Origin of the sequence: Streptomyces sp. NPDC094448, assembly GCF_044763775.1 — a bacterium.
Taxonomy (GTDB): Bacteria; Actinomycetota; Actinomycetes; order Streptomycetales; family Streptomycetaceae; genus Streptomyces.
In genome coordinates this window covers 180,347-204,869 of sequence record NZ_JBIWGU010000008.1, presented here as the reverse complement: position 1 = coordinate 204,869, position 24,523 = coordinate 180,347, and the positions used below count along the sequence as shown (strand labels likewise).

Genomic DNA, 24,523 nt, shown 5'->3' with positions numbered 1-24,523 from the left:
ATGAAGATCAAGAAGGGCGACCTGGTCCAGGTCATCACCGGTAAGGACAAGGGCAAGCAGGGCAAGGTCATCGCGGCCTTCCCCCGCGAGGACCGGGTTCTGGTCGAGGGTGTCAACCGGGTCAAGAAGCACACCAAGGCGAACCAGCCCGGCCGCGCTTCGCAGGCCGGCGGGATCGTGACGACCGAGGCCCCCGTCCACGTGAGCAACGTTCAGCTCGTCGTGGAGAAGGACGGCAAGAAGGTCGTGACCCGCGTCGGTTACCGCTTCGACGACGAGGGCAACAAGATCCGCGTTGCCAAGCGGACGGGTGAGGACATCTGATGGCTACCACCACCACTCCGCGTCTCAAGACGAAGTACCGCGAGGAAATCAAGGGCAAGCTGCTTGAGGAGTTCTCGTACGAGAACGTCATGCAGGTTCCCGGCCTCGTCAAGATCGTGGTCAACATGGGTGTGGGCGACGCCGCCCGCGACTCCAAGCTGATCGACGGTGCCGTCAAGGACCTCACCACGATCACGGGCCAGAAGCCGGCCGTGACCAAGGCCCGGAAGTCCATCGCGCAGTTCAAGCTGCGTGAGGGTCAGCCGATCGGCGCCCACGTCACGCTCCGCGGCGACCGCATGTGGGAGTTCCTGGACCGCACCCTGTCGCTGGCGCTGCCGCGTATCCGCGACTTCCGCGGCCTGTCGCCGAAGCAGTTCGACGGCCGTGGCAACTACACCTTCGGTCTCACGGAGCAGGTCATGTTCCACGAGATCGACCAGGACAAGATCGACCGCGTCCGGGGTATGGACATCACCGTGGTCACCACGGCGACCAACGACGACGAGGGCCGCGCCCTCCTTCGTCACCTCGGCTTCCCCTTCAAGGAGGCGTGAGCGAGATGGCGAAGAAGGCTCTTATTGCCAAGGCCGCCCGCAAGCCCAAGTTCGGTGTGCGCGCGTACACCCGCTGCCAGCGCTGTGGACGTCCGCACTCCGTGTACCGCAAGTTCGGCCTCTGCCGCGTGTGCCTTCGTGAGATGGCTCACCGTGGCGAGCTGCCGGGCGTGACCAAGAGCTCCTGGTAGTTCCCGCTTTTCGGGAATGACCGGAGTCTCTCGGTAAGCAAAGGGTGGGCGGGAGCCCATCCCTCCATGGCTTAGGCTGGGAGGGTTGGGCGCCTGCCGCCCGTACGACTTACTACGCCGTAGGTCCCCGCGCCGCACCCGTCCCGCCCCTGTGTGGGGAGAGGGATGGCGCATACAGGAAACCCCGGCGAGAGAGGCCGAAGGCCAATTCATGACCATGACTGATCCCATCGCAGACATGCTGACGCGTCTGCGGAATGCGAACTCGGCGTACCACGACTCCGTGACGATGCCGCACAGCAAGATCAAGTCGCACATCGCGGAGATCCTCCAGCAGGAGGGCTTCATCACGGGCTGGAAGGTCGAGGACGCCGAGGTCGGCAAGAACCTCGTCCTGGAGCTCAAGTTCGGCCCGAACCGTGAGCGCTCCATCGCGGGCATCAAGCGGATCTCGAAGCCGGGTCTCCGTGTGTACGCGAAGTCCACCAACCTGCCCAAGGTTCTGGGCGGTCTCGGCGTGGCGATCATCTCCACGTCGCACGGCCTCCTGACCGGCCAGCAGGCGCAGAAGAAGGGCGTGGGTGGGGAAGTCCTCGCCTACGTCTGGTAGTTCGGGAACGGAGGAAAAGCAATGTCGCGTATCGGCAAGCTCCCCATCCAGGTTCCCGCCGGTGTGGACGTCACCATCGAGGGCCGCAAGGTCGCGGTGAAGGGGCCCAAGGGCACCCTCACGCACACCCTTGCGGCGCCCATCGAGATCGCGAAGGGCGAGGACGGCGTTCTGTCCGTCACCCGCCCCAACGACGAGCGTCAGAACAAGGCCCTTCACGGCCTGTCCCGCACGCTGGTGGCGAACATGATCACCGGTGTGACCCAGGGATACACCAAGGCGCTTGAAATCAGCGGTGTCGGTTACCGCGTGGCCGCGAAGGGCTCCAACCTGGAGTTCCAGCTCGGCTACAGCCACCCGATCCTGGTGGAGGCCCCCGAGGGGATCTCCTTCAAGGTCGACTCGCCGACCAAGTTCTCGGTCGAGGGCATCGACAAGCAGAAGGTCGGCGAGGTCGCCGCTAACATCCGCAAGCTGCGCAAGCCCGACCCGTACAAGGCCAAGGGCGTCAAGTACGCGGGCGAGGTCATCCGCCGCAAGGTCGGAAAGGCGGGTAAGTAAGCCATGGCATACGGTGTGAAGATCGCCAAGGGCGACGCGTACAAGCGCGCCGCCATCAAGCGCCGCCACATCCGCGTCCGCAAGCGCATCTCCGGCACGCCGGAGCGGCCGCGCCTGGTCGTGACGCGTTCCAACCGCCACATCGTGGCGCAGGTCATCGACGACCTCGCGGGCCACACGCTCGCGTCGGCGTCGACCCTGGACACCTCGATCCGCGGCGGCGAGGGCGACAAGAGCGCCCTGGCCAAGCAGGTCGGCGCCCTGGTCGCCGAGCGCGCCAAGGCTGCCGGTGTCGAGGCCGTCGTGTTCGACCGCGGTGGCAACCAGTACGCCGGGCGGATTGCCGCTCTGGCCGACGCCGCCCGCGAGGCCGGGCTGAAGTTCTGAGCCCCGGTTCCGGAGCTAGCGGACGTAACAGAGAGAGGTAATTCCAATGGCTGGACCCCAGCGCCGCGGAAGCGGTGCCGGTGGCGGCGAGCGGCGGGACCGGAAGGGTCGCGACGGTGGCGCTGCTGCCGCCGAGAAGACCGCGTACGTCGAGCGTGTCGTCGCGATCAACCGCGTCGCCAAGGTTGTGAAGGGTGGTCGTCGCTTCAGCTTCACCGCGCTGGTCGTGGTGGGCGACGGTGACGGCACCGTGGGTGTCGGTTACGGCAAGGCCAAGGAGGTGCCGGCCGCCATCGCCAAGGGTGTTGAGGAGGCCAAGAAGCACTTCTTCAAGGTTCCCCGTATCCAGGGCACCATCCCCCACCCCATCCAGGGCGAGAAGGCTGCGGGCGTCGTCCTGCTGAAGCCTGCTTCCCCCGGTACGGGTGTTATCGCCGGTGGTCCGGTGCGCGCCGTCCTGGAGTGCGCCGGAGTTCACGACATCCTGTCGAAGTCGCTCGGCTCCGACAACGCGATCAACATCGTGCACGCGACCGTGGCGGCCCTCAAGGGCCTGCAGCGTCCCGAGGAGATCGCGGCCCGCCGCGGTCTGCCCCTCGAGGACGTCGCCCCCGCGGCTCTCCTGCGGGCGCGTGCGGGAGCGGGTGCGTAATGGCCCGCCTCAAGATCACGCAGACGAAGTCGTACATCGGCAGCAAGCAGAACCACCGCGACACCCTGCGTTCGCTCGGGCTGAAGAAGCTCAACGACGTGGTTGTCAAGGAGGACCGCCCCGAGTTCCGCGGCATGGTGCACACCGTCCGCCACCTCGTGACGGTCGAGGAGGTCGACTGATATGGCGGAGCAGAACCCGCTGAAGGTCCACAACCTCCGTCCCGCCCCCGGCGCCAAGACCGCGAAGACCCGTGTCGGTCGTGGTGAGGCGTCGAAGGGTAAGACGGCCGGTCGTGGTACCAAGGGCACCAAGGCCCGCTACCAGGTTCCGGAGCGCTTCGAGGGTGGGCAGATGCCCCTCCACATGCGCCTTCCGAAGCTGAAGGGCTTCAAGAACCCGTTCCGCACCGAGTACCAGGTCGTGAACCTCGACAAGCTGGCCGCGCTCTACCCGCAGGGTGGCGAGGTCACGGTTGCCGATCTGGTCGCCAAGGGCGCCGTTCGCAAGAACCAGCTCGTCAAGGTGCTCGGCCAGGGCGAGATCTCCGTGGCGCTGCAGGTGACGGTCGACGCCGTCTCCGGCTCCGCCAAGGAGAAGATCACCGCTGCCGGCGGTTCCGTCACCGAACTGGTCTGAGACCTGTTCCGTGGCTGAAGGCTGAATCATCGACCGGGGATGCCTCCCAAAAGGGGCATCCCCGGTTGGTCGTTCCTAGGGTGGCGCCCTCGCCGGTAAGGTGGCGGCGTCACACTGCTGTGAAGAAATCCGCACGGTCGGCGTCCCACCGGGAACCTGGCCGCGCGGATCGCTGTTAGTCAACTGACAAGTATCCGTCGATCCTCAAGACCGTCACCTCTGACGCAGTAGCGCGGGGGTCGCAGGAGGCACCGTGCTCACCGCGTTCGCCCGAGCGTTCAAGACGCCCGACCTGCGCAAGAAGCTGCTCTTCACGCTCGGCATCATCGTGCTGTTCCGGCTTGGGTCGCACGTCCCGGTTCCGGGAGTCGACTACAACAAGGTCCAGATCTGTGTGGACCAGGCGGCCGAGAGCAACAACAGCCTGTTCGGCCTGGTGAACATGCTCAGCGGTGGAGCGCTGCTGCAGATCACGATCTTCGCTCTCGGCATCATGCCGTACATCACGGCGAGCATCATTCTCCAGCTGCTCACCGTGGTGATCCCCCGGCTGGAAGCCCTCAAGAAGGAGGGCCAGTCCGGTACCGCGAAGATCACCCAGTACACCCGTTATCTGACCGTCGCGCTCGCCGTGCTCCAGGGCACCGGCCTGGTGGCGACCGCCCGCAGCGGCATGTTGTTCCAGGGCTGCTCCGTCGGCACCCAGATCGTCCCCGACCGGTCGATCTTCACCACCGTTGTGATGGTCGTGACCATGACCGCGGGCACCGCGGCCGTCATGTGGCTCGGTGAGCTGATCACCGACCGCGGTATCGGCAACGGCATGTCCATCCTGATGTTCATCTCCATCGCGGCCGGCTTCCTCGGCTCCCTCTGGGCCATCAAGGAGAGCGGCAAGCTCGCCGACGGCTGGATCGAGTTCGGCACGGTCATCCTCATCGGCTTTGTGATGGTGGCCCTCGTGGTCTTCGTCGAGCAGGCCCAGCGCCGGATCCCGGTGCAGTACGCCAAGCGGATGATCGGCCGTCGTTCGTACGGCGGCACCTCGACGTACATCCCCCTCAAGGTGAACCAGGCCGGTGTGATCCCGGTCATCTTCGCCTCGTCGCTGCTCTACATTCCGGCGCTGATCGCACAGTTCTCCAGCGGAACCTCGTCCTGGAAGACGTGGATCGAAGCGCACCTGGTCAAGGGCGACCATCCGTACTACATCGCTACCTACTTCCTTCTGATCGTCTTCTTCGCGTTCTTCTACGTCGCCATCTCGTTCAACCCCGAGGACGTAGCGGACAACATGAAGAAGTATGGTGGTTTCATCCCGGGTATCCGGGCTGGTCGACCGACTGCCGAGTATCTGAGCTACGTGCTCAACAGGATCACTTGGCCGGGCTCGCTGTACCTGGGTCTGATTGCTCTTGTCCCGACGATGGCGTTGGCGGGCTTCGGAGGCGCGAACCAGAACTTCCCGTTCGGCGGGACGAGCATCCTCATCATCGTGGGTGTGGGTCTGGAGACCGTGAAGCAGATCGAGAGCCAGCTCCAGCAGCGCAATTACGAAGGGTTCCTCCGCTGATGCGAATCGTCCTCGTCGGACCTCCCGGGGCCGGCAAGGGAACGCAGGCTGCGTACCTTGCCGAGAACCTGTCGATCCCGCACATCTCCACGGGCGACCTCTTCCGCGCCAACATCAGCCAGGGCACCGAACTCGGGCGCCGGGCGAAGTCCTATATGGACGCGGGAGACCTGGTCCCCGACGAGGTGACCATCGGCATGGCCAAGGAACGCATGGGCCGGCCGGACGCCGTGGGGGGCTTCCTCCTCGACGGCTTCCCGCGCAACCTCTCCCAGGCCGAGTCGCTGGACGCGATGCTGAAGTCCGAGGGCATGACCCTGGACGCGGTGCTGGATCTGGAGGTCCCCGAGGACGAGGTGGTCAAGCGGATCGCCGGCCGCCGGATCTGCCGGAACGACTCCAGTCACGTCTTCCATGTGACGTACCACCCGCCGAAGGCGGAGGGTGTCTGCGATACCTGCGGCGGCGACCTCTACCAGCGCGACGACGACTCCGAGGAGACGGTCCGCAAGCGCTTGGAGGTCTACCACGCCCAGACCGAGCCGATCATCGACTACTACCGGGGTCAGGGCCTCGTGGTGACGATCTCGGCGCTCGGACCGGTCACCGAGGTGACCGGGCGGGCGATGGAAGCCCTGGGCAAGCAGGGCTGACCGCCGTCTGAGCAGGCGGTACGGAGCAGTACGCTGAACGGCCGCGGTGTCCGATGGACGCCGCGGCCGTACTGTTGAGCGAGAGCCACGAGATCGGTGAGAGGCAAGGACACGGGCATGGTGCAGATCAAGACCCCGGAGCAGATCGCGAAGATGCGCGCGGCGGGGCTGGTCGTCGCCGCCATCCACGCGGCCACCCGGGAGGCCGCGGTTCCCGGGGCCACCACCCGGGATCTCGACGAGGTCGCCCGGAAGGTGATCGCCGACCACGGTGCGAAGTCGAACTTCCTGGGTTACGGCGGTTTCCCCGCCACCATCTGCACCTCGGTCAACGAGGTCGTCGTCCACGGCATCCCGGACGACAAGACCGTCCTCAAGGACGGCGACATCATCTCCATCGACGCGGGCGCGATCGTGGACGGCTGGCACGGTGACGCCGCGTACACGGCGTTTGTGGGCAGTGGTCACGATCCGCGGCTGGTCGAGCTGTCCCGGGTGACCGAGGAGTCCATGTGGGCCGGGATCGCCGCGATGAAGAACGGCAACCGGCTGGTGGACGTCTCCCGCGCGATCGAGACCTATATCCGCCGTCAGCCGAAGCCGGGCGGCGGCCGGTACGGGATCATCGAGGACTACGGCGGCCACGGCATCGGTACCGAGATGCATATGGACCCCCATCTGCTGAACTACGTCTCCCGCAAGCGGGGCAAGGGTCCCCGGCTGGTGCCGGGCTTCTGTCTGGCCATCGAGCCGATGGTCTCCCTCGGCACCCCCAAGACCGAGGTCCTCGCCGACGACTGGACCGTGATCACCACGGACGGCACCTGGTCCTCGCACTGGGAGCACTCGGTGGCGATCACCGAGGAGGGCCCGCTGGTCCTCACCGCACCGGACTGCGGGCGGGCGAAGCTGGCCGAACTGGGCATCACGGCGGCGCCCGACCCGCTCGACGGCTGACGGTCCCGGCCGACGGGGCGGCGGTCCGCGCGGTGGGACGGTGCGGGCCGGGTACTCCGGACGGGTGACCGCCTTCGATCGGCCGGTCGGCCGGTCGAAGGAAAAAGGGGCGTAAGGATCATGGCGACGGGGCAAACTCCCTGGATTCGTCTTTTCGGATGCCCTGACGTAGACTGATGCGTCGGCTCCCATGTACCCGTGTGTCTGCGTGCGCGCAGTGCAGGGGGAACGGAAGTCGATCAAGGTAGCCGATTCGAAGGGCGAAGCGTGGCCAAGAAGCAAGGTGCCATCGAAATCGAGGGCACCGTGATCGAGTCCCTCCCGAACGCCATGTTCAAGGTGGAGCTTCAGAACGGTCACAAGGTCCTCGCGCACATCTCCGGCAAGATGCGGATGCACTACATCCGTATCCTCCCGGACGACCGGGTCGTCGTGGAGCTGTCTCCGTACGACCTGACGCGTGGCCGGATCGTCTACCGCTACAAGTAGATCTTGTCCCGACCCCGCTCAGCCGCGGGGTGGTGGCACTGACCCGGAGAACCTCACACCCATGAAGGTCAAGCCGAGCGTCAAGAAGATCTGCGACAAGTGCAAGGTGATCCGCCGTCACGGCCGGGTCATGGTCATCTGCGACAACCTGCGCCACAAGCAGCGCCAGGGCTGACGCACGCCGACCCGCACTTCGCAGTACTTCGCGCGACGCGAGCAACACATCGTTCATACGCAGAGTCCGCCCAGCCCGTCAGGGTCGGCGACACCTCCGGCGGGGGCCGGGGACCCGGACGTACCACCATCCACCACGGATGGTCGGCGGTCGGGAACGGCACTGCGGAAGACCCCCGAGTACACAGGAGCCATTGAATGGCACGCGTTTCCGGTGTCGACATCCCGCGTGAAAAGCGTGTGGAGATCGCACTCACTTACGTCTTCGGTATCGGCCGCACCCTGGCGCAGGAGACCCTCGCCGCCACCGGTGTGAACCCGAACACCCGCGTTCGTGACCTGGCCGAGGAAGACCTGGTCAAGATCCGCGAGTACGTGGACAACAACCTCAAGACCGAGGGTGACCTCCGCCGCGAGATCCAGGCCGACATCCGCCGCAAGGTCGAGATCGGCTGCTACCAGGGTCTGCGCCACCGCCGCGGTCTGCCGGTCCACGGCCAGCGCACCAGCACGAACGCCCGTACCCGCAAGGGCCCGCGTCGCGCCATCGCCGGTAAGAAGAAGCCGGGCAAGAAGTAGTCCACAGCGGACGCTCACCAGCGGTCTTCGCTGTAGGACCGACCACCTCCCGTAGGAGTTAAGAGATGCCCCCCAAGGGACGTCAGGGCGCTGCCAAGAAGGTGCGCCGCAAGGAAAAGAAGAACGTCGCTCACGGCCACGCGCACATCAAGAGCACGTTCAACAACACGATCGTTTCGATCACGGACCCGTCCGGCAACGTGATCTCCTGGGCCTCCGCCGGCCACGTCGGCTTCAAGGGCTCGCGCAAGTCGACCCCGTTCGCCGCGCAGATGGCCGCCGAGTCGGCCGCCCGCCGCGCGCAGGAGCACGGCATGCGCAAGGTGGACGTCTTCGTCAAGGGTCCCGGCTCCGGCCGTGAGACCGCGATCCGTTCGCTCCAGGCCACCGGCCTGGAGGTCGGCTCCATCCAGGACGTCACCCCGACGCCCCACAACGGCTGCCGTCCGCCGAAGCGTCGCCGCGTTTGATCCACAGCTCGTTTGAGCTGGGCTTTTGGGCGGTGCGCCCCCTTTGGGGGCGTACCGCCCGTACCCTGTTTTACGCACCACACTGTCGGGCGTCATATAGCGGACGCCCCCGACTGAAGGAACGATCCGCATGCTGATCGCTCAGCGTCCTTCGCTGACCGAAGAGGTCGTCGACGAGTACCGCTCCCGGTTCGTCATCGAGCCGCTGGAGCCGGGCTTCGGCTACACCCTCGGCAACTCCCTCCGCCGTACCCTCCTCTCCTCGATTCCGGGTGCGGCCGTCACGTCCATCCGTGTCGACGGTGTCCTGCACGAGTTCACCACCGTGCCGGGCGTCAAGGAGGACGTGACCGACCTGATCCTCAACATCAAGCAGCTCGTCGTCTCCTCGGAGCACGACGAGCCGGTCGTGATGTACCTGCGCAAGCAGGGCCCGGGTCTGGTCACCGCCGCCGACATCGCGCCCCCGGCCGGTGTCGAGGTCCACAACCCCGACCTCGTCCTCGCCACCCTCAACGGCAAGGGCAAGCTGGAGATGGAGCTGACCGTCGAGCGCGGTCGCGGCTATGTCTCCGCCGTGCAGAACAAGCAGGTCGGCCAGGAGATCGGCCGGATCCCGGTCGACTCCATCTACTCGCCGGTCCTCAAGGTCACCTACAAGGTCGAGGCCACCCGAGTCGAGCAGCGCACCGACTTCGACAAGCTGATCGTCGACGTCGAGACCAAGCAGGCGATGCGTCCCCGCGACGCCATGGCCTCCGCGGGCAAGACCCTGGTCGAGCTGTTCGGTCTCGCCCGTGAGCTGAACATCGACGCCGAGGGCATCGACATGGGCCCGTCCCCGACGGACGCCGCGCTCGCCGCGGACCTGGCCCTGCCGATCGAGGAGCTGGAACTCACCGTCCGCTCCTACAACTGCCTCAAGCGCGAGGGCATCCACTCGGTGGGCGAGCTTGTCGCCCGCTCCGAGGCGGACCTCCTCGACATCCGCAACTTCGGCGCGAAGTCGATCGACGAGGTCAAGGCGAAGCTGGCCGGTATGGGCCTGGCGCTCAAGGACAGCCCGCCCGGATTCGACCCGACCGCCGCGGCTGACGCCTTCGGCGCGGACGACGACGCGGACGCGGGCTTCGTGGAGACCGAGCAGTACTAGTCGGCTCCGCCGGGGCCCGGGGTGTCCTGCGCCTTCCGAGGATCCCGCTGAACTTGTCGGGCGACTGCGCGTTCGCCGTGGCTGATCGCGCAGTTCCTCCCCCTACGCCCAGGGGCGTGGGGGGACCCCCGGCGCCCCGGAAGCACCCCCCCTCGCAGGGTTGCATCAAAACTGCCCGCAGGCGGCCGCCTGCGGGGTCCTGACATCGGTACCTGATACGGCCGGTGCAGATTGAAGGAGAAACACCATGCCGAAGCCCGCCAAGGGCGCCCGTCTGGGCGGCAGCGCTGCGCACGAGCGGCTGCTCCTCGCGAACCTCGCGAAGTCGCTGTTCGAGCACGGCCGGATCACCACGACCGAGGCCAAGGCCCGCCGCCTGCGCCCGGTCGCCGAGCGGCTGATCACCAAGGCGAAGAAGGGCGACATCCACAACCGTCGTCTCGTTCTTCAGACGATCACGGACAAGGGCATCGTGCACGCGCTCTTCACCGAGATCGCCCCGCGCTACGCCGAGCGCCCGGGTGGCTACACCCGGATCACCAAGATCGGCAACCGCCGTGGTGACAACGCGAAGATGGCCGTGATCGAGCTCGTCGAGGGCGAGATCGCGAAGAAGGCCACCGTCGCCGAGGCCGAGGCCGCCGCCAAGCGCGCGGTCAAGGAGGACGCCCTGAAGAAGGAGTCCGCCGAGGCCGAGGACGCCGCTCCGGTCGAGGACGCCAAGCCGGCCGCCGAGGCCGCCGAGGAGTCCAAGGACGCCTGATCGGTTCTGCCGATCGCGTTCCCATGGCTGGTGGACGGGCCCGTTCCCTCTCGGGGGAGCGGGCCCGTTCCGTCTGCCGGGAGCTGTTTCGAGCTGTTTGAGACGAGGATCTTCACGTGACTGATGACGGCTACGGGGTTCCGGCCGGGCGGGTGCGGGTGCGGTTCGACCTGTCGTACGACGGCACCGCCTTCTCCGGCTGGGCCAAGCAGGCCGGGGGCCGCCGCACCGTACAGGGCGAGATCGAGGACGCGCTGCGCACCGTGACCAGGTCGGCGGAGACGTACGAGCTGACCGTCGCCGGCCGTACGGACGCCGGGGTGCACGCCCGCGGCCAGGTCGCCCATGTCGACCTGCCCGCCGAGGTGTGGGCCGAGCACCGCGAGAAGCTGCTGAAGCGGCTCGCCGGACGCCTTTCGCGGGACGTCCGGATCCGGCGGGCCGAGGAGGCCCCCGCGGGCTTCGACGCCCGGTTCTCGGCGGTCTGGCGGCGGTACGCCTACCGGATCAGCGACCACCCGAGCGGCGTCGACCCGCTGCTGCGCGGACACGTCCTCTGGCACGATTGGCCGCTGGATGTGGACGCCATGAACGAGGCGTCCCGCGGGCTGCTCGGGGAGCACGACTTCGCCGCCTACTGCAAGCGGCGCGAGGGCGCGACCACGATCCGCACCCTCCAGCGGCTGGAGTGGGAGCGGGACGCGGCCGGGATCATCACCGCCACCGTCCGGGCCGACGCCTTCTGCCACAACATGGTCCGCTCCCTGGTGGGGGCGCTGGTCTTCGTCGGTGACGGGCACCGGCCGGTGGAGTGGCCCGCGCGGGTGCTGGCCGCGGGTGTCCGGGACTCCGCGGTCCATGTCGTACGCCCGCACGGACTGACTCTGGAAGAGGTCGGCTATCCGGCCGACGAGCTGCTGGCCGCCCGTAGCCGGGAGGCCCGCAACAAGCGTTCGCTGCCCGTACTGGGCTCAGCCGGGGGCGCCGGCTGCTGCTGAGGCCTGGGCCGTGCCGCGGGCGGCGATCTGCCGGAAGACGAAGTCGGCGACGTCGTTGTTGAGCCGGTAGGCCTTGGTGTCGCCTTCGGTGACGGACTTGCCGCTGGTGTAGCCGGTGGAGGTGTAGTACGCGTACCGGCCGACCTGGTTGGACGTGACCAGGCAGACCGGGCCGCCCTGGCAGAAGTTGCCGACGCCCTGTCCGGCCAGTGGCCGGATATTGCGGCTCGTCTGCTTGGCGCGCTGCGCCTCCGCCGTGGTGCCGAAGACGGCGATGCCGACGGTGACCGCCAGACCGTCCTGGTGGTACGTGGCCCGGAACATCCGGTCGCAGCCGCTGCCCCGGAGCGTGCCCGCGAGGGCCCGCTGGGCCGCGGACGCGCAGTCCGCCGTGGAGTGGGCGGCGGCCTCGGCGTAGGTCCGGCCGTTGACGGTGATCCGTGTCCCGGGGAAGAAGCCGTCCAGGGCGAGGGGCGCCCGGTCCTTCTTCTCGTCGGCGATGAAATCGTTCGGGTCGGGCGGCGGCAGCGGCGCGACGGAGGAGAACGAGGGCCCGGGCGCGGTGGAGGCAGGCGCCGAGGAGCCCGATGCCCCGCCCTTCGCCTCCCCGGAGCGCTTGGTGTCGTCGTTGGACATCACGATCCCCGTCGCCACGGCCCCGGCGATCACGACGGTCGCCAGCGCCCCGCCGCCGATCATCAGCAGCCGGCGGCGCCGGGCCCGGGCCGCGGAGGCGTCCGCGAGGGCCGCCCAGTCGGGGGTGGCCCCGGACGGAGCCGTACCGTCCCCGAAGCCCGCACGGCCACCGTACGGATCATGGCCGAAAGGCGACTGTCCCTGCGGATCCCCGCCCTGCCAAGGCTGCTGGTTCCGTCCCTCACCGGCCCCCCACGGAGGCCCCCCCTGCCCGAAGCTCATGCCGCGCATCCTAAACCGCTTGGGTTCCCCGGCCACCGGGCCGCATCATCGGAGAATGGGACATCTCGAAGCCGCGCACCTGGAGTACTACCTGCCCGACGGCCGCCCCCTGCTGGGGGATGTGTCGTTCCGGGTCGGCGAGGGGGCGGTAGTCGCCCTCGTCGGGGCCAACGGCGCGGGCAAGACGACCCTGCTGAGACTGCTGTCGGGGGAGCTGAAGCCCCACGGCGGCACCGTCTCGGCGAGCGGCGGCCTCGGGGTGATGCGCCAGTTCATCGGTTCCGTACGGGACGATCGCACCGTCCGTGACCTGCTGGTCTCCCTGGCGCCCGACCGGATCCGGGAGGCCGCGCTGGCGGTCGACGAGGCCGAGCATCTGATCATGACCGTCGACGACGAGTCCGCGCAGATGCGGTACGCGCAGGCCCTCAGCGACTGGGCGGAGGCACGCGGCTACGAGGCGGAGACGCTCTGGGACATGTGCACCACGGCCGCTCTGGGCGTGCCGTACGAGCGCGCGCAGTTCCGCGATCTGAAGACGCTCAGCGGCGGCGAGCAGAAGCGGCTGGCGCTGGAGGCGCTGCTGCGCGGCCCGGAAGAGGTGCTCCTGCTGGATGAACCGGACAACTATCTCGACGTACCGGGGAAGCGCTGGCTGGAGGAGCGGCTCAAGGAGACCCGTAAGACCGTCCTCTTCGTCTCCCACGACCGCGAGCTGCTCTCCCGCTCGGCGGAGAAGATCATCAGCGCGGAGCCGGGTCCCGCGGGTTCCGACGTCTGGGTGCACGGCGGCGGCTTCGCCACCTACCACGCGGCGCGGGCCCAGCGCTTCGAACGCTTCGAGGAGCTGCGGCGGCGCTGGGAAGAGCAGCGGGCGCGGCTGAAGAAGCTGGTGCTGGACCTCCAGCAGTACGCCTCGCGCAGCGACGATATGGCCTCCCGCTACCAGGCGGCGAGGACCCGGTTCCGGAAGTTCGAGGAGGCCGGACCGCCGCCGGAGCCGCCGCGGCCGCAGGACATCCGGATGCGGCTGGTCGGCGGCCGTACCGGGGTCCGCGCCCTGACCTGCGAGAAGCTTGAGCTGACCGGGCTGATGAAACCCTTCGACCTGGAGGTCTTCTACGGGGAGCGGGTGGCCGTCCTCGGGTCGAACGGCTCCGGGAAGTCGCATTTCCTGCGGCTGCTGGCCGGGGACGCCTCGGTGGCGCACACGGGCCGCTGGAAGCTGGGCGCGCGGGTGGTCCCCGGGCATTTCGCCCAGACCCACGCCCATCCCGAGCTGCTGGGCCGCACCCTGGTCGACATCCTGTGGACGGAGCACGCCAAGGACCGGGGCGGCGCGATGTCGGTGCTGCGGCGGTACGAGCTGGAGCGGCAGGGCGACCAGCCGTTCGACCGGCTCTCCGGCGGGCAGCAGGCGCGGTTCCAGATCCTGCTGCTGGAGCTGGCGGGGACGACGGCGCTGCTGCTCGACGAGCCGACGGACAACCTTGACCTGGAATCGGCACAGGCCCTCCAGGACGGTCTGGAGGCGTACGACGGCACGGTGCTCGCGGTGACGCACGACCGCTGGTTCGCCCGCTCCTTCGACCGCTATCTGGTCTTCGGGTCGGACGGGGTGGTCCGGGAGACCGGCGGGCCGGTGTGGGACGAGCGGCGGGTGCAGCGCGCACGGTAGCCGGTCCGCCCTCTCGCAGGCCGCGTACGGTAGCCGGTCCGGGACCCCCGGTGACCGGTGCGTCCGGGTTCGGGGGGCCGGGTGGCTCAGGGTCACGACCGGATGGCCGGGGGCGACTTTGACCCGTCCGGAGGAGGGCGGGTAAGCTTCTGCTTCGTTATGCGTATTGGCTTGCTCTATCTCACGTGAGAGGCCCTTACGCCGGTCCACCGGGCCGATGACCAGCGGCGAGCACACGGGTTGCGTCCCCGGCGTGCTGCCATGGCTGTCGTGATCGTTCGGGTGGCCTTGTCAGGACCTTCTCTCCACGTCCTCCGGGGCGAGGGGAGACCCACTCACTGAAGAAGCGAAGGCTACGACCGTGCGTACGTACAGCCCCAAGCCCGGCGATGTCACGCGCCAGTGGCACATCATCGACGCGCAGGACATCGTCCTGGGCCGTCTGGCGACTACGGCAGCGAACCTCCTCCGGGGCAAGCACAAGCCGATCTACGCCCCCCACATGGACATGGGCGATTTCGTCATCATCATCAACGCCGACAAGGTTCACCTGTCCGGCAACAAGAAGACCCAGAAGATGGCGTACCGCCACTCCGGGTACCCGGGTGGTCTGCGCTCCGTCCGCTACGACGAGCTGCTGGCCAAGAGCCCCGAGAAGGCCGTCGAGAAGGCCATCAAGGGCATGATCCCCAAGAACAGCCTGGGCCGTCAGATGCTCTCGAAGCTGAAGGTCTACGCGGGTGAGAACCACCCGCACGCTGCTCAGCAGCCGGTCCCGTTCGAGATCACCCAGGTCGCGCAGTAGTTCCGGCCATCCCCTAAGACGAAAAGAATCTGAGGAATATCGTGGCCGAGACCACCGCCGAAATCCCCGTCGAGGGCGAAGAGACCTACGCCGAGGTCACCACCTTCGAGTCCGAGGTCCCCGTCGAGGGCGAGTACACCTCCGAGTCCATGGCGTCCCGCTTCGGCGACCCGCAGCCGGCCGCCGGCCTGGGCCGTCGCAAGAACGCCATTGCCCGTGTCCGGATCGTTCCGGGCTCCGGCAAGTGGAAGATCAACGGTCGCACCCTTGAGGACTACTTCCCCAACAAGGTGCACCAGCAGGAAGTCAACGAGCCCTTCAAGGTGCTGGAGCTCGACAACCGCTACGACGTCATCGCCCGTATCTCGGGTGGCGGCGTCTCCGGTCAGGCCGGCGCCCTGCGCCTGGGTGTGGCCCGTGCGCTGAACGAGGCGGACGTGGACAACAACCGCGGCGCCCTGAAGAAGGCCGGCTTCCTGAGCCGCGACGACCGTGCGGTCGAGCGCAAGAAGGCCGGTCTGAAGAAGGCCCGTAAGGCCCCGCAGTACAGCAAGCGTTAATCACGCCTGCTCGTTCTGGATCGAACGTACGCCCCGGCGGCACAGTCTCGTGCCCCCGGGGCGTACGTTTTGCACAGGCGTTCCCCGGGGGACGTCTGTACGGACGTTCCGCAGGGATGATCAGCAGGAGCATTCAGCAGGACGTGCAGGACGTTCGAAAGGGTCTGCCCGTCCCGGGCGGGCCCGCGGGCTCACCCATCCCGCGTCTGGGATTGCGGAGCAAGGCTCACGAGGCACTATCGGAGGACGGTTGTGGGACGACTCTTCGGCACGGACGGCGTGCGCGGTGTCGCCAACGCGGATCTGACGGCCGAGCTGGCGCTCGGTCTCTCGGTGGCGGCGGCGCATGTGCTCGCCGAGGCGGGCACCTTCGAGGGGCACCGCCCCACCGCCGTGGTCGGGCGGGATCCCCGTGCGTCCGGCGAGTTCCTGGAGGCGGCCGTCGTCGCCGGGCTCGCCAGCGCCGGTGTGGACGTGCTGCGGGTCGGTGTGCTGCCCACCCCGGCGGTCGCCCATCTGACCGGTGCGCTCGGCGCCGACCTCGGTGTGATGCTCTCCGCCAGCCACAACGCCATGCCCGACAACGGCATCAAGTTCTTCGCGCGCGGCGGTCACAAGCTCGCCGACGAGCTGGAGGACCGGATCGAGACGGTGTACGAGCAGCACCGCACGGGGGCGCCGTGGGACCGGCCGACCGGGGCGGGTGTCGGCCGGGTCACCGACTACGACGAGGGTTTCGACCGGTACGTCGCCCATCTCGTCGCCGTACTGCCGAACCGTCTCGACGGGCTGAAGGTCGTCCTCGACGAGGCGCACGGCGCGGCCGCACGGGTCTCGCCGGAGGCGTTCGCCCGCGCCGGTGCCGAGGTCATCACGATCGGCGCGGCACCGGACGGCCTCAACATCAACGAAGGCTGCGGTTCGACGCATCTGGGTCAGTTGCGGGCGGCCGTCGTGGAGCACGGCGCGGACTTCGGCATCGCCCACGACGGTGACGCGGACCGCTGCCTGGCCGTGGACGCCTCGGGTGAGGAGATCGACGGCGACCAGATCCTGGCGGTGCTGGCGCTGGCCATGCGCGAGGCGGGCACGCTGCGCGGGAACACGGTCGTGGCGACCGTGATGTCGAATCTGGGCTTCACGCTGGCGATGGAGCGCGAGGGCCTGGAGCTGGTCCGGACCGCGGTCGGCGACCGGTATGTCCTGGAGTCCATGAAGGAGCACGGCTACGCCCTCGGCGGCGAGCAGTCCGGGCACGTCATCGTCCTGGACCACGCCACGACCGGCGACGGCACGCTGACCGGTCTGATGCTCGCGGCCCGGGTCGCGGCGACGGGCCGTTCGCTGGCGGAGCTGGCGGCCGTGATGGAGCGCCTCCCGCAGATCCTGATCAACGTCCCGGACGTCGACAAGTCCCGGGTCCACACCTCGGGCGAGCTGGCGGCGGCCGTCGCGGAGGCCGAGCGGGAGCTGGGCTCGACGGGCCGCGTCCTGCTGCGTCCCTCGGGCACGGAGCCGCTGGTACGGGTGATGGTCGAGGCGGCGGACATCGAGCAGGCGCGGTCGGTCGCGGAGCGGCTGGCGGACGCGGTGAAGTCGGCGCTCGGCTAGCCGGGCGGCGAGCTGCCGGGGCCCGTACGACCGATGCGGTCGTACGGGCCCCGCCGTCTGTCCGCGGTGCGGGTGAGCGGTCGTCAGGTCGTCGGCATCCGGTCCAGCTCCGCGTCCGGGTACGGGGTGTCCAGGGCGCCGTTCAGCAGCTTCCCGTAGAACTCCGTCACGACCGCCGCGGTCGGGGCATGACGCCGGATCACCTCCCGTACCGCCTCGGGCCCCTCCGGGGGTTCTTTCCCCTCCGCGCAGGCCCGGATGAGCGCCTCGCGCTCCTGCCGCCCCCGGCCGTGGACGGCGGTGACCAGCCAGTTCACCAGATAGCTCATGGTGTACGCCTGGTCGTGGCCGCGGTGGCGGGCGGCGAAGCCGCGTTCCGCGGGGGAGAGGTCGAAACGGGTGGAGAGCGCGAGCCCGTAGTCGGCGAAGTAGAGGCGCCGGCCGTCGGTGAGGACGTTCCGGAAGTGGCTGTCGAAGTGCAGCAGGCCCTGCCCGGCCATGAACCGGATGCCGTCGGTGAGCTGTTCCTCGGTGCGCCGTACGGCTCCGTCCGCTCCCTCCCCGCCGCGGCCGACGGCCTCTGCCAGCCAGTCGTGCAGGGTCCGGGGGACGTACTCCAGGAAGAGGACGAGGCTCGCGGAGGAGTCCCGCAGCTCTTCGATCCGCCGCCGGATGCCGGATCCGCCGCCGAAGTGGGCCACGGCCCGTTCGATGTCGGCCAGTTCATCGGGCAGGGCGGCCGGGGCGGCGGGGAGGATCCGCCAGTGGTACATCAGGGGGAAGCCGCTGTACGCGCCGGTGAGCACCCAGTTGGTGGTCATGGTGTGGACGGCCAGCTCCCGCCAGGCGCCGAAACCGGGGCTGCCGATGCCGGTCATGCCGTACTGGCAGACGAGGGGGAGACCGAAGAGGTCGGCGGTGGAGTGCCGGTTCCCCGGGGCCCGTTCGGTGTCCGTCAGCGGTACGCGTTTCACGAAGACCGGCACCCCGTCGACGTCCAGCACCGCCGAGGTGCCTCCGATGCCCGACCCCAGCGGTCTCGCCGTCTCCAGCAGGGCGGCGAGCCGCCGGTCGTCGTGGAGGGCGAGGGCGGTGGCGGCGGTGCCGTAGGCGTGGAGCCGCTCGCCGGTGGGGCTGTCGGAAGGCATCCGGGTCGGACCTCGTCTCTTGCCGGGGTACGGGGCCCGGGGGTACGGGGTTCCCGCACCCTACGCGGCGTCCGCCATCACCGCCTCCGGGCCGGGGTCAGCCCAGGAAGGCCCTGAGGGCGTCGAGCACGGCCCGGGGCTGCTCCTCGGCCAGGTAGTGGCCGGAGCCGGCGATCGGGGTGACCGTCACATCGGTGCCCTGGGCGGTGACGACCTTGCGGAGGTAGTCGAGGTGGCTCTCGTCGCGGGTGTTGGCGAGGGCGAGGATCGGCGCGGTCACCGGCTCGTAGGAGGCGGCGTCCTCGATATCGCGGTTGAAGGTCTGATACCAGCCGTTGCCTGCCCGGACGGCGTCCGGGGTGTTGTAGGCGCGGGCGTAGACCTGCCGGGAGAAATCGTCGATGGAGGCGGGGTCCACGGTCATGTAGTCGGCCAGCCAGTCGACGAGGAACCGGGCCCGGCCCGCGAGCAGTTGCTCGGGCAGCCCGCGTACCTGGTTGAGGGCGAACCACCAGAGGTAGATGCGGTCGCCGTCCTCGACGACCGAGTCCGCGTGCCGGCCGGGTCCGGGGAGCAGGGTGAGCGCGGAGAGCGTCGGCTCCGGGTGGGTGACGTCCAGCAGGGCGATCCGCCGGGTCGCCTCGGGGTGGTTGGCGGCGTGGGCGTAGGCCACCATCGCGCCGATGTCGTGGCCGACGATATGGGCGGATTCGATGCCGAGGTGCTGGAGCAGGGCGTGGATATCGCCGGCCAGGGTCTTCTTGTCGTAGCCGTCGGCGGGCTTGCCGGAGCTGCCCTGGCCGCGCAGTTCGACGGCGATCACCCGGTAGTGGCGGGCGAGTTCGGGCAGCACCTTGTTCCACTGCCACCAGGTCTGCGGCCAGCCGCCGAGCAGGACGACCGGTTCGCCCGTACCGCCTTCGACGTAGTGCAGCCCGACCCCGTTGGCTTCGGCGCGGTTGCTGGTGAAGCCGGGGCCGAGCCGGCGGACGAGGGCGTCGTCGCTCAGGTCGGGTGCGGTGGCGGGCGGGGGCGTGGACATGGCTTCCTCCGTGGGCGCGGGGCATCGAAACCGTACGAGATTCTCGTACAATCAACTGTACGAAATCCTCGTACGGTCTGGTCCCGGGTGTCAACGGCTCCGGCCGCCTTCATACGAAGTTCACGTACAGTTGCGGGCATGGACGAGCTGCACCACCCGGAAGCCGCGGACATCCGCCTGGTGGAGGTCCTCGCGGCGCTGGGCCACCCCGTACGGCTGAAGGTCGCGCGGGCGCTGGCGAGCGGCGAGGAGCGGTACTGCGGCGAGATCGTCACGGGAGTGCCGCGGTCGAGCATGACCCACCACTGGCGGACCCTGCGGGAGAGCGGCGTCATCCGCCAGCGCCCCGACGGCCGCAAGCTCTATCTGACCCTGCGCCGCGCGGACCTGGACGCGCGCTTCCCGGGGCTGCTGGACCTGGTGTTCGCGGAGGGCGAGGGCAAGGGCTGATCGCCGGGGCGGGTCAGTCGAAGAGCGCGACGACGCCGATCACCCAGACCGCGAGGAACGCCAGGACGCCCACCAGGCAGCCCGCCCCGAACAGAAGCCCGGCGATCTTGCTGCCCAGGCTCCCGGGAGCCATCTCCTCGCCCTGCTCGTTCTCGTACTCCGGTGGGAAGTCCCAGTGGACGGGCCGTCCCAGGGCTTCGGAGCAGGCCGTACGCACCGCAGCCAACTGCTCCTCGGCGAAGGCCGAACCGGCCTCCGACTCCGGGCCCCGCCAGGCGAGCGCCCGCATACGCCGCAGCGGGGTGCCGTACCGCTTCTCGAAGGCAGCGGTCTCGGCGGCGTCCCGGTCGGCCGCGAGGTACATCCAGCGGCCCGCCTCGGCGGGTTCCCCGTACAGCCGGTAGACCTCCGCCAGACGGCGGCGGAGCGCCGGGTCGGCCGGGAAGGACGACACCAGTCCGCGCAGGCGCTGGCGCGCGACGGGTATCCGGCCGGAGGCCAGATCGGCGTCGACGCGGGCGAGGGTCTTCTCCAGGGGCATGGACGAATGATCGGACAGCGGGGCGGGCGCCGTCGAACCGTTTCCGCGGCCGGGCCGTGCGGCCCGTACGCCGTCGGGCCCCGTACAGCAGAGGCTGTACGAGGCCCGACGGATGGTCGCCCGCTAGAGGTCGGCGCCCCGGGCGAGGGCCACCAGGCCGGACCAGGCGGCCGTGGAGATTATGAGGGCGGGGCCGCCGGGGTTCTTGCTGTCGCGGACGGGGACCACTCCGTGAACCGACGCGTACTCCGGGACCCACTGGACACATTCGCCACCGTTGCTCTGGCTGTAGCTCGAACTCGTCCAATTCTGGCTGGCTATGTCGCCAAGGTTCATGAGTAACAGTCCTTTGAAATGGAGTCGATCAGCTCTGCCGACTCGTCCAGCGGTGCAGCCATGGCCTTGAGCAGATCATAGGCATCCTGCGCGGCCGTGACGTCTTCCTGTTCGGCAAGCAGATAGCCGCGTGGAAAGCCGTCGACATGGACGACATCCGCTCCTTCCTGGAAGGACAGCAGGCCGAACGGGCTTGCCGCCAGATGGTTCCGACGGCGTGTGGGGACGATCTGGACCCGGTGGACCGGCGTCTCCGCGAGTCGGCGCAGATGCGCGAGTTGGGCCGCATCACGGCTGCCTCGCCCACCTGGTTCCTGAGCGCGGCCTCGTTGAGCACGATCCACAGCCGGGTCGGCCGCTCCCTGGTCAGAATGCGCTGACGTTCGATGCGGGCGGTCACCAAATCGTCCAGATGGTCGGGGCGGGCGGCCCGAAAGATCTCGCGCGCGTACTCCGGAGTCTGTACCAGCCCCGGCACCAGGAGTGGGTGGAACATGCTTACGGCCGTGGCCGTCCATTCCAGTTCGACGTACTTTCGGAACCAGGGAGGAAAGGCGTACCGGAGCGCGAGCGGCCAGAGCCGTACGAACCGGCCGCGTGCATGGGGAAACACCTGGTCGCACGTTTCTGCGAAAGCCAGTTGGGGAACCCGGTCGCCGGTCTCAATCTTGGCCACGAGTGAGGGGCTGCACGCTGCCTCTTTGCCCAGCCGGGCCCGCGTCATGCCCAACAGTTCCCGCTCGATTCTGACCTCGTTGCCGAAGTGTTCGAGTGGCGAGGAGCTGGAATCGGCCCGGTCTCCACTCTCGGACTCGACAGTCATATAAACCTCCCCTTCCCCTTGGACAGTTGCGGTTGTCCAACGTTCCGGCCTGTTGAGCGTACGCCGGTGGCATCACTCTGGGTTCTGTTCCTGTTGCATTCGCATCAGAAGGATGACCGGCATGACACAGGCGTCGGCCTCTCAACGGCACAACGAAGCAGACCCGTCCGCGGGCACGACCGGGGGCGGCAAGGGAGAGGTGCTCAGTGAGTGGGAGCCGCGGATCGGAGCGGCGGTACGCGATACCGCGACCCGGCGGATCGGGCGGGTGATGGACCGCGTCGGCGGGCTCTACCAGTTGCGCCCGCTCAAGGGCGGTCTCGAATGGGACGCCCATGGGGGCACGCTCCACCCCGTGACCGCATCCGACCTCTTGAGTGCTGAGGTAGCTGTGGTCAATGCCCGCAGCATCGGCGCGCTCCCGGGAGCACCCCAATGACCCGCGACGGCCTCACCCGCGCCACACCGCCCCCGTCCGGCGGGCCCTGCGTCGTCTGCGGGCGGGTCTCCGGCGCAGCCGTGGAGGTCGGCTATCTGGAGCGCGGCAGCGGGCCCGGACTGGTGCAGTACGCGTGCCCCGAGCATGCGGCCGCTTTCTCTCCCGGGCCGGTGCCGGGTGAACTCGGCTCCGACAGGTGAACGGCGGCGTGCGAAAGGACCGGGTTCGGCCTATGGAATCGACTGCCGCCGCGTTGAACGCGAGCCTGGTCGAGGAACTGGAGTACAGCGGCAGGATCGTCAGCCCGCAGGTAGCAGATGCATTCAGGGCCGCACGGCGAGATCTTTTCGTCCCGGGGATACCACTCGATGAGGCCTATCGCGACGATGCAGTGTTCACCAAGCTTGATGCGGACGGGAGTCCACTCAGCTCGGTGTCCGCTCCCTGGCTGGTGGCGACCATGCTGGAGCGGCTCGGCGTCCGTCAGGGGGACCGCGTCCTGGAGATCGGTTCGGGCGGGTACAACGCAGCCTTGTTGCATCACCTCGTCGGCCCGCACGGATCGGTGACCAGTCAGGACATCGACCCCGAGGTCATCGAACGGGCTGCCCGTTGTCTGGCCGGTGCGGGGGTCGACGGCGTACGGCTGGTCACGGGTGACGGCACCTTGGGGGTGCCTGCCGGCGGCCCGTACGACCGGCTCGTCGTGACCGTTCAGGCCACGTCGATCGCCCCGGCGTGGCTGGAGCAGCTCACGGACGACGGGCGTCTGGTGGTTCCCCTCAGGCTTCGGGGCCTCGGCCGGCTGCTGACCTTCGTCCGTGAGGACGACCACTGGGTCGGCGACGGTTGGGATCTGTGCGGCTTCGTCCGCATGCGGGGCCCGGCCGCATGGAATCCGCTGATGACGACGCTTTTGGGGGACGGCGTCAGGCTGCGGTGGGACGGTGGTTCCCAGCCGGATGCCGACGTTTTGACCGCGGCCCTGGCCGGGGAGCGCCGCGAGGTGTGGACCGGGGTGACCGTGGGCGTCGCAGAAGGGACCCGCCCGGTCGTCGACCTCTGGCTGGCCACCGTGCTCGATGTGTTCGGACGGCTGCACACCGGTGGAGCTGCTCCGGCCGGGGGGACGAGGGTCCAGGCGCTTCCGGGCGGCAGTCCGGCGACCTGGACCCGCGACGGGCTCGCCCATCTGGTGATGCGCCCTGCCGACACCGGGGGCACCCGGTTCGAGTACGGAGTCGCCTGGTACGGGCGCGACGGTGTCTTTGCCGAGGACTTCGCCGCGCAGTTGCGGCACTGGGACCGGGACCACCGTGGCGGCCCCGGGCCGGTGCTCCGGGTCCATCCGAAGGAGTCCCGTGATCAGCGGACCGGGGCCGGGCGACTGCTGGACCGTCCCGGGCCCCCCGCGGTGATCACGTGGCCGTGAGGGTCGACGTGCCGACCGGTCTCCCAGGGCGCGGATCCCCGGAACCCGCTACTCCCTCGCCGCCGCCTTCGCCTTCTGGCGGGCCCAGAACGTCTTCTGCGCCAGCAGCGTCAGCGTGCCCGCCACCACGATGCCGAGCAGGTTCAGCAGGAGCTGTTCCGCGGAGCCCCATGCCTGGCGGTACTCGTCGTACGAGAACGCGACCGCCGCGTTCGCCGCCGCCGGGATCGTGGTGACCGAGATCGCGACGCCGACCAGGGCGCCCGATTTGGCGGAGGTCAGGGAGAGGGTGCCGGCGATGCCCGCCAGGATGGCGACGACGAAGGAGAAGGCGTCGGGCCGGTAGATGAAGTTGGTGTTGGGGCGGGCGGCTTCGAGGTCGGCGGCGTGGAAGAGGTCCAGCGAGTCCATCAGATGGCTGAAGCCGACGGTGACGCTTATCGCCGTCGCGAAGCCGATCAGCAGGGCCAGCAGGGAGCGGGCCGCCAGTTTCGGGGCGCGCTGGACCAGGGCGGTGGAGACGCCCGCCAGGGGGCCGAACTCCGGGCCCACCGCCATCGCGCCCACGATCAGGATCGCGTTGTCCAGGACCACACCGCAGGCCGCGATCATCGTGGCGACCGACATGAAGGCGAGGTAGGTGGCGGAGAGGCTGGACTCCTCGTGGGTCGCGTCCGCCAGGTGCTCCCACAGCACCGCGTCCGCGCCCTCGCCGGGGGCCTCCGCCTCCGCCCGGTCGGCGCGGCGGGAGAGGGAGAGGTGGATGTCCTCGACCGCGATCGCCCCGGACTCGTCGATGCCGAGGGTCCGCAGCTCTGCGATCAGTTCGTCGCAGGACTCCCGGGCCACGTCGCACAGGACCAGATCGCCCTCGGGGTCGCGGGCGGCGCCGGGCAGGACGGCGAGATGGGCGGTGCCGACCGTGTTCTCGACCAGGCGGACCACCGCGGTCGTACGGTCGGCGGGGACGATCAGTCGCAGGTGCAGCACGCCGTGGTACTCCTCGGGCG

33 protein-coding genes and 1 pseudogene are annotated in these 24,523 nt (G+C 68.9%); 27 read left to right on the top strand and 7 right to left on the bottom strand.

Annotated features, from left to right (window positions below):
• From rplX to truA, 19 genes are all read left to right on the top strand, one after another.
• A complete protein-coding gene (gene rplX / locus ACIQ9E_RS17455) occupies positions 1–324 on the top strand; it encodes a 50S ribosomal protein L24 (RefSeq protein ID WP_006347224.1) in 324 nt (107 codons plus the stop codon).
• Positions 324–881 carry a 50S ribosomal protein L5 gene (gene rplE / locus ACIQ9E_RS17450; protein WP_006347223.1) on the top strand — a complete coding sequence of 186 codons (558 nt, stop codon included), beginning with the start codon at positions 324–326 and terminating at the stop codon, positions 879–881. The genes rplX and rplE overlap by 1 nt, the downstream gene beginning before the upstream one ends.
• Positions 882–886: 5 nt before the next feature.
• Positions 887–1,072, top strand: a complete 186-nt coding sequence (locus ACIQ9E_RS17445) for a type Z 30S ribosomal protein S14 (RefSeq protein WP_003956452.1) — start codon at positions 887–889, stop codon at positions 1,070–1,072.
• Positions 1,073–1,283: 211 nt separating this feature from the next.
• Positions 1,284–1,682: a 30S ribosomal protein S8 gene (gene rpsH / locus ACIQ9E_RS17440; protein WP_006347222.1), complete on the top strand. Its 399-nt coding sequence runs from the start codon at positions 1,284–1,286 to the stop codon at positions 1,680–1,682.
• 21 nt (positions 1,683–1,703) lie between these two features.
• A complete protein-coding gene (rplF, locus tag ACIQ9E_RS17435) occupies positions 1,704–2,243 on the top strand; it encodes a 50S ribosomal protein L6 (protein WP_403707716.1) in 540 nt (179 codons plus the stop codon).
• 3 nt (positions 2,244–2,246) lie between these two features.
• A complete protein-coding gene (gene rplR / locus ACIQ9E_RS17430; RefSeq protein WP_006347220.1) occupies positions 2,247–2,630 on the top strand; it encodes a 50S ribosomal protein L18 in 384 nt (127 codons plus the stop codon).
• Between the two features lie 46 nt (positions 2,631–2,676).
• On the top strand, positions 2,677–3,282 hold the full coding sequence (gene rpsE, locus ACIQ9E_RS17425; RefSeq protein WP_005313527.1) for a 30S ribosomal protein S5: 606 nt from the start codon (positions 2,677–2,679) through the stop codon (positions 3,280–3,282).
• Positions 3,282–3,464, top strand: coding sequence for a 50S ribosomal protein L30 (gene rpmD / locus ACIQ9E_RS17420; RefSeq protein ID WP_006347219.1), 183 nt, complete (start codon positions 3,282–3,284; stop codon positions 3,462–3,464). Before rpsE ends, rpmD begins: the two co-directional genes overlap by 1 nt.
• A gap of 1 nt (position 3,465) precedes the next feature.
• Positions 3,466–3,921: a 50S ribosomal protein L15 gene (gene rplO / locus ACIQ9E_RS17415; protein ID WP_006347218.1), complete on the top strand. Its 456-nt coding sequence runs from the start codon at positions 3,466–3,468 to the stop codon at positions 3,919–3,921.
• Positions 3,922–4,174: 253 nt separating this feature from the next.
• Positions 4,175–5,494 carry a preprotein translocase subunit SecY gene (gene secY / locus ACIQ9E_RS17410; RefSeq protein WP_389886494.1) on the top strand — a complete coding sequence of 440 codons (1,320 nt, stop codon included), beginning with the start codon at positions 4,175–4,177 and terminating at the stop codon, positions 5,492–5,494.
• A complete protein-coding gene (locus tag ACIQ9E_RS17405; protein ID WP_403707712.1) occupies positions 5,494–6,147 on the top strand; it encodes an adenylate kinase in 654 nt (217 codons plus the stop codon). The genes secY and ACIQ9E_RS17405 overlap by 1 nt, the downstream gene beginning before the upstream one ends.
• Positions 6,148–6,264: 117 nt before the next feature.
• Positions 6,265–7,104 (top strand): type I methionyl aminopeptidase, encoded by an 840-nt coding sequence (map, locus tag ACIQ9E_RS17400; RefSeq protein ID WP_403707710.1) that lies wholly within the window; start codon positions 6,265–6,267, stop codon positions 7,102–7,104.
• 267 nt (positions 7,105–7,371) lie between these two features.
• Complete coding sequence (gene infA / locus ACIQ9E_RS17395; protein ID WP_003956442.1) at positions 7,372–7,593, top strand: translation initiation factor IF-1; 222 nt, start codon at positions 7,372–7,374, stop codon at positions 7,591–7,593.
• Between the two features lie 61 nt (positions 7,594–7,654).
• Positions 7,655–7,768, top strand: coding sequence for a 50S ribosomal protein L36 (rpmJ, locus tag ACIQ9E_RS17390; RefSeq protein ID WP_003956441.1), 114 nt, complete (start codon positions 7,655–7,657; stop codon positions 7,766–7,768).
• A gap of 197 nt (positions 7,769–7,965) precedes the next feature.
• Positions 7,966–8,346: a 30S ribosomal protein S13 gene (gene rpsM, locus ACIQ9E_RS17385; protein ID WP_006347214.1), complete on the top strand. Its 381-nt coding sequence runs from the start codon at positions 7,966–7,968 to the stop codon at positions 8,344–8,346.
• Between the two features lie 65 nt (positions 8,347–8,411).
• On the top strand, positions 8,412–8,816 hold the full coding sequence (gene rpsK, locus ACIQ9E_RS17380; RefSeq protein ID WP_003956432.1) for a 30S ribosomal protein S11: 405 nt from the start codon (positions 8,412–8,414) through the stop codon (positions 8,814–8,816).
• 130 nt (positions 8,817–8,946) lie between these two features.
• Positions 8,947–9,969: a DNA-directed RNA polymerase subunit alpha gene (locus ACIQ9E_RS17375; protein WP_146481858.1), complete on the top strand. Its 1,023-nt coding sequence runs from the start codon at positions 8,947–8,949 to the stop codon at positions 9,967–9,969.
• A gap of 247 nt (positions 9,970–10,216) precedes the next feature.
• Positions 10,217–10,732, top strand: a complete 516-nt coding sequence (rplQ, locus tag ACIQ9E_RS17370) for a 50S ribosomal protein L17 (RefSeq protein ID WP_389886486.1) — start codon at positions 10,217–10,219, stop codon at positions 10,730–10,732.
• A 116-nt stretch (positions 10,733–10,848) separates the two neighbouring features.
• Positions 10,849–11,730, top strand: coding sequence for a tRNA pseudouridine(38-40) synthase TruA (gene truA / locus ACIQ9E_RS17365; RefSeq protein WP_403707707.1), 882 nt, complete (start codon positions 10,849–10,851; stop codon positions 11,728–11,730).
• Here truA and ACIQ9E_RS17360 read toward each other — a convergent pair.
• Positions 11,704–12,648 (bottom strand): hypothetical protein, encoded by a 945-nt coding sequence (locus ACIQ9E_RS17360; RefSeq protein WP_403707705.1) that lies wholly within the window; start codon positions 12,646–12,648, stop codon positions 11,704–11,706. The two genes, truA and ACIQ9E_RS17360, sit on opposite strands and share 27 nt — an antisense overlap.
• A gap of 55 nt (positions 12,649–12,703) precedes the next feature.
• Here ACIQ9E_RS17360 and ACIQ9E_RS17355 point away from each other — a divergent pair, with 55 nt between their 5' ends.
• The 4 genes from ACIQ9E_RS17355 (at position 12,704) to glmM (ending at position 17,302) form a co-directional block, all read left to right on the top strand.
• Positions 12,704–14,326 (top strand): ABC-F family ATP-binding cassette domain-containing protein, encoded by a 1,623-nt coding sequence (locus ACIQ9E_RS17355; protein ID WP_403707703.1) that lies wholly within the window; start codon positions 12,704–12,706, stop codon positions 14,324–14,326.
• Positions 14,327–14,687: 361 nt separating this feature from the next.
• Positions 14,688–15,131 (top strand): 50S ribosomal protein L13, encoded by a 444-nt coding sequence (rplM, locus tag ACIQ9E_RS17350; protein ID WP_366256953.1) that lies wholly within the window; start codon positions 14,688–14,690, stop codon positions 15,129–15,131.
• Positions 15,132–15,172: 41 nt separating this feature from the next.
• On the top strand, positions 15,173–15,691 hold the full coding sequence (gene rpsI / locus ACIQ9E_RS17345; protein WP_006347208.1) for a 30S ribosomal protein S9: 519 nt from the start codon (positions 15,173–15,175) through the stop codon (positions 15,689–15,691).
• A 252-nt stretch (positions 15,692–15,943) separates the two neighbouring features.
• Positions 15,944–17,302: a phosphoglucosamine mutase gene (gene glmM, locus ACIQ9E_RS17340; protein WP_403707701.1), complete on the top strand. Its 1,359-nt coding sequence runs from the start codon at positions 15,944–15,946 to the stop codon at positions 17,300–17,302.
• A gap of 83 nt (positions 17,303–17,385) precedes the next feature.
• Here the strand turns inward: glmM and ACIQ9E_RS17335 are convergent, their stop codons facing one another.
• On the bottom strand, positions 17,386–18,450 hold the full coding sequence (locus ACIQ9E_RS17335) for a protein kinase family protein (RefSeq protein ID WP_403707699.1): 1,065 nt from the start codon (positions 18,448–18,450) through the stop codon (positions 17,386–17,388).
• Between the two features lie 97 nt (positions 18,451–18,547).
• A complete protein-coding gene (locus ACIQ9E_RS17330) occupies positions 18,548–19,492 on the bottom strand; it encodes an alpha/beta fold hydrolase (protein WP_403707697.1) in 945 nt (314 codons plus the stop codon).
• Positions 19,493–19,630: 138 nt separating this feature from the next.
• On the opposite strand from ACIQ9E_RS17330, the gene ACIQ9E_RS17325 reads away from it, so the two are divergent.
• A complete protein-coding gene (locus ACIQ9E_RS17325) occupies positions 19,631–19,942 on the top strand; it encodes a helix-turn-helix domain-containing protein (protein WP_366256947.1) in 312 nt (103 codons plus the stop codon).
• A gap of 13 nt (positions 19,943–19,955) precedes the next feature.
• On the opposite strand, the gene ACIQ9E_RS17320 is transcribed toward ACIQ9E_RS17325, so the two are convergent.
• From ACIQ9E_RS17320 to ACIQ9E_RS17310, 3 genes and pseudogenes are all read right to left on the bottom strand, one after another.
• Positions 19,956–20,483 (bottom strand): DUF6584 family protein, encoded by a 528-nt coding sequence (locus tag ACIQ9E_RS17320; RefSeq protein WP_403707695.1) that lies wholly within the window; start codon positions 20,481–20,483, stop codon positions 19,956–19,958.
• Positions 20,484–20,606: 123 nt separating this feature from the next.
• Complete coding sequence (locus ACIQ9E_RS17315; RefSeq protein ID WP_403707693.1) at positions 20,607–20,819, bottom strand: DUF397 domain-containing protein; 213 nt, start codon at positions 20,817–20,819, stop codon at positions 20,607–20,609.
• Positions 20,816–21,543: pseudogene (locus tag ACIQ9E_RS17310) on the bottom strand (Scr1 family TA system antitoxin-like transcriptional regulator). Before ACIQ9E_RS17310 ends, ACIQ9E_RS17315 begins: the two are co-directional and overlap by 4 nt.
• Before the next feature lie 220 nt (positions 21,544–21,763).
• Here ACIQ9E_RS17310 and ACIQ9E_RS17305 point away from each other — a divergent pair.
• From ACIQ9E_RS17305 to fxlM, 3 genes are read left to right on the top strand one after another with little or no spacing between them, the layout of a single operon-like run.
• Complete coding sequence (locus ACIQ9E_RS17305) at positions 21,764–22,081, top strand: hypothetical protein (protein WP_403707691.1); 318 nt, start codon at positions 21,764–21,766, stop codon at positions 22,079–22,081.
• The gene (locus tag ACIQ9E_RS17300) at positions 22,078–22,281 is read left to right on the top strand and encodes a hypothetical protein (protein ID WP_403707689.1); all 204 of its coding nucleotides are present in this window, start codon (positions 22,078–22,080) and stop codon (positions 22,279–22,281) included. The genes ACIQ9E_RS17305 and ACIQ9E_RS17300 overlap by 4 nt, the downstream gene beginning before the upstream one ends.
• Positions 22,282–22,313: 32 nt before the next feature.
• A complete protein-coding gene (gene fxlM / locus ACIQ9E_RS17295) occupies positions 22,314–23,513 on the top strand; it encodes a methyltransferase, FxLD system (RefSeq protein ID WP_403707687.1) in 1,200 nt (399 codons plus the stop codon).
• Between the two features lie 48 nt (positions 23,514–23,561).
• Here fxlM and ACIQ9E_RS17290 read toward each other — a convergent pair whose 3' ends face one another.
• Positions 23,562–24,503 carry a DUF389 domain-containing protein gene (locus ACIQ9E_RS17290; protein ID WP_403707685.1) on the bottom strand — a complete coding sequence of 314 codons (942 nt, stop codon included), beginning with the start codon at positions 24,501–24,503 and terminating at the stop codon, positions 23,562–23,564.
• Positions 24,504–24,523: the final 20 nt, after the last annotated feature.

What these genes read in the sequence shown, in the direction of transcription:
- ACIQ9E_RS17445 (WP_003956452.1), top strand. Translation starts at nt 887, where the DNA reads ATGGCGAAGAAGGCTCTTATTGCCAAGGCCGCCCGCAAGCCCAAGTTC.
- ACIQ9E_RS17330 (WP_403707697.1), bottom strand. Translation starts at nt 19,492, where the DNA reads ATGTCCACGCCCCCGCCCGCCACCGCACCCGACCTGAGCGACGACGCC.
- ACIQ9E_RS17320 (WP_403707695.1), bottom strand. Translation starts at nt 20,483, where the DNA reads ATGCCCCTGGAGAAGACCCTCGCCCGCGTCGACGCCGATCTGGCCTCC.
- rplQ (WP_389886486.1), top strand. Translation starts at nt 10,217, where the DNA reads ATGCCGAAGCCCGCCAAGGGCGCCCGTCTGGGCGGCAGCGCTGCGCAC.
- rplE (WP_006347223.1), top strand. Translation starts at nt 324, where the DNA reads ATGGCTACCACCACCACTCCGCGTCTCAAGACGAAGTACCGCGAGGAA.
- map (WP_403707710.1), top strand. Translation starts at nt 6,265, where the DNA reads ATGGTGCAGATCAAGACCCCGGAGCAGATCGCGAAGATGCGCGCGGCG.
- rpsH (WP_006347222.1), top strand. Translation starts at nt 1,284, where the DNA reads ATGACCATGACTGATCCCATCGCAGACATGCTGACGCGTCTGCGGAAT.
- ACIQ9E_RS17315 (WP_403707693.1), bottom strand. Translation starts at nt 20,819, where the DNA reads ATGAACCTTGGCGACATAGCCAGCCAGAATTGGACGAGTTCGAGCTAC.
- rplF (WP_403707716.1), top strand. Translation starts at nt 1,704, where the DNA reads ATGTCGCGTATCGGCAAGCTCCCCATCCAGGTTCCCGCCGGTGTGGAC.
- ACIQ9E_RS17325 (WP_366256947.1), top strand. Translation starts at nt 19,631, where the DNA reads ATGGACGAGCTGCACCACCCGGAAGCCGCGGACATCCGCCTGGTGGAG.
- rpsM (WP_006347214.1), top strand. Translation starts at nt 7,966, where the DNA reads ATGGCACGCGTTTCCGGTGTCGACATCCCGCGTGAAAAGCGTGTGGAG.
- rplX (WP_006347224.1), top strand. Translation starts at nt 1, where the DNA reads ATGAAGATCAAGAAGGGCGACCTGGTCCAGGTCATCACCGGTAAGGAC.
- ACIQ9E_RS17405 (WP_403707712.1), top strand. Translation starts at nt 5,494, where the DNA reads ATGCGAATCGTCCTCGTCGGACCTCCCGGGGCCGGCAAGGGAACGCAG.
- ACIQ9E_RS17335 (WP_403707699.1), bottom strand. Translation starts at nt 18,450, where the DNA reads ATGCCTTCCGACAGCCCCACCGGCGAGCGGCTCCACGCCTACGGCACC.
- ACIQ9E_RS17360 (WP_403707705.1), bottom strand. Translation starts at nt 12,648, where the DNA reads ATGAGCTTCGGGCAGGGGGGGCCTCCGTGGGGGGCCGGTGAGGGACGG.
- rplR (WP_006347220.1), top strand. Translation starts at nt 2,247, where the DNA reads ATGGCATACGGTGTGAAGATCGCCAAGGGCGACGCGTACAAGCGCGCC.
- rpsE (WP_005313527.1), top strand. Translation starts at nt 2,677, where the DNA reads ATGGCTGGACCCCAGCGCCGCGGAAGCGGTGCCGGTGGCGGCGAGCGG.
- ACIQ9E_RS17300 (WP_403707689.1), top strand. Translation starts at nt 22,078, where the DNA reads ATGACCCGCGACGGCCTCACCCGCGCCACACCGCCCCCGTCCGGCGGG.
- fxlM (WP_403707687.1), top strand. Translation starts at nt 22,314, where the DNA reads ATGGAATCGACTGCCGCCGCGTTGAACGCGAGCCTGGTCGAGGAACTG.
- rpmJ (WP_003956441.1), top strand. Translation starts at nt 7,655, where the DNA reads ATGAAGGTCAAGCCGAGCGTCAAGAAGATCTGCGACAAGTGCAAGGTG.
- ACIQ9E_RS17305 (WP_403707691.1), top strand. Translation starts at nt 21,764, where the DNA reads ATGACACAGGCGTCGGCCTCTCAACGGCACAACGAAGCAGACCCGTCC.
- rpsK (WP_003956432.1), top strand. Translation starts at nt 8,412, where the DNA reads ATGCCCCCCAAGGGACGTCAGGGCGCTGCCAAGAAGGTGCGCCGCAAG.
- ACIQ9E_RS17375 (WP_146481858.1), top strand. Translation starts at nt 8,947, where the DNA reads ATGCTGATCGCTCAGCGTCCTTCGCTGACCGAAGAGGTCGTCGACGAG.
- ACIQ9E_RS17355 (WP_403707703.1), top strand. Translation starts at nt 12,704, where the DNA reads ATGGGACATCTCGAAGCCGCGCACCTGGAGTACTACCTGCCCGACGGC.
- rpmD (WP_006347219.1), top strand. Translation starts at nt 3,282, where the DNA reads ATGGCCCGCCTCAAGATCACGCAGACGAAGTCGTACATCGGCAGCAAG.
- rplO (WP_006347218.1), top strand. Translation starts at nt 3,466, where the DNA reads ATGGCGGAGCAGAACCCGCTGAAGGTCCACAACCTCCGTCCCGCCCCC.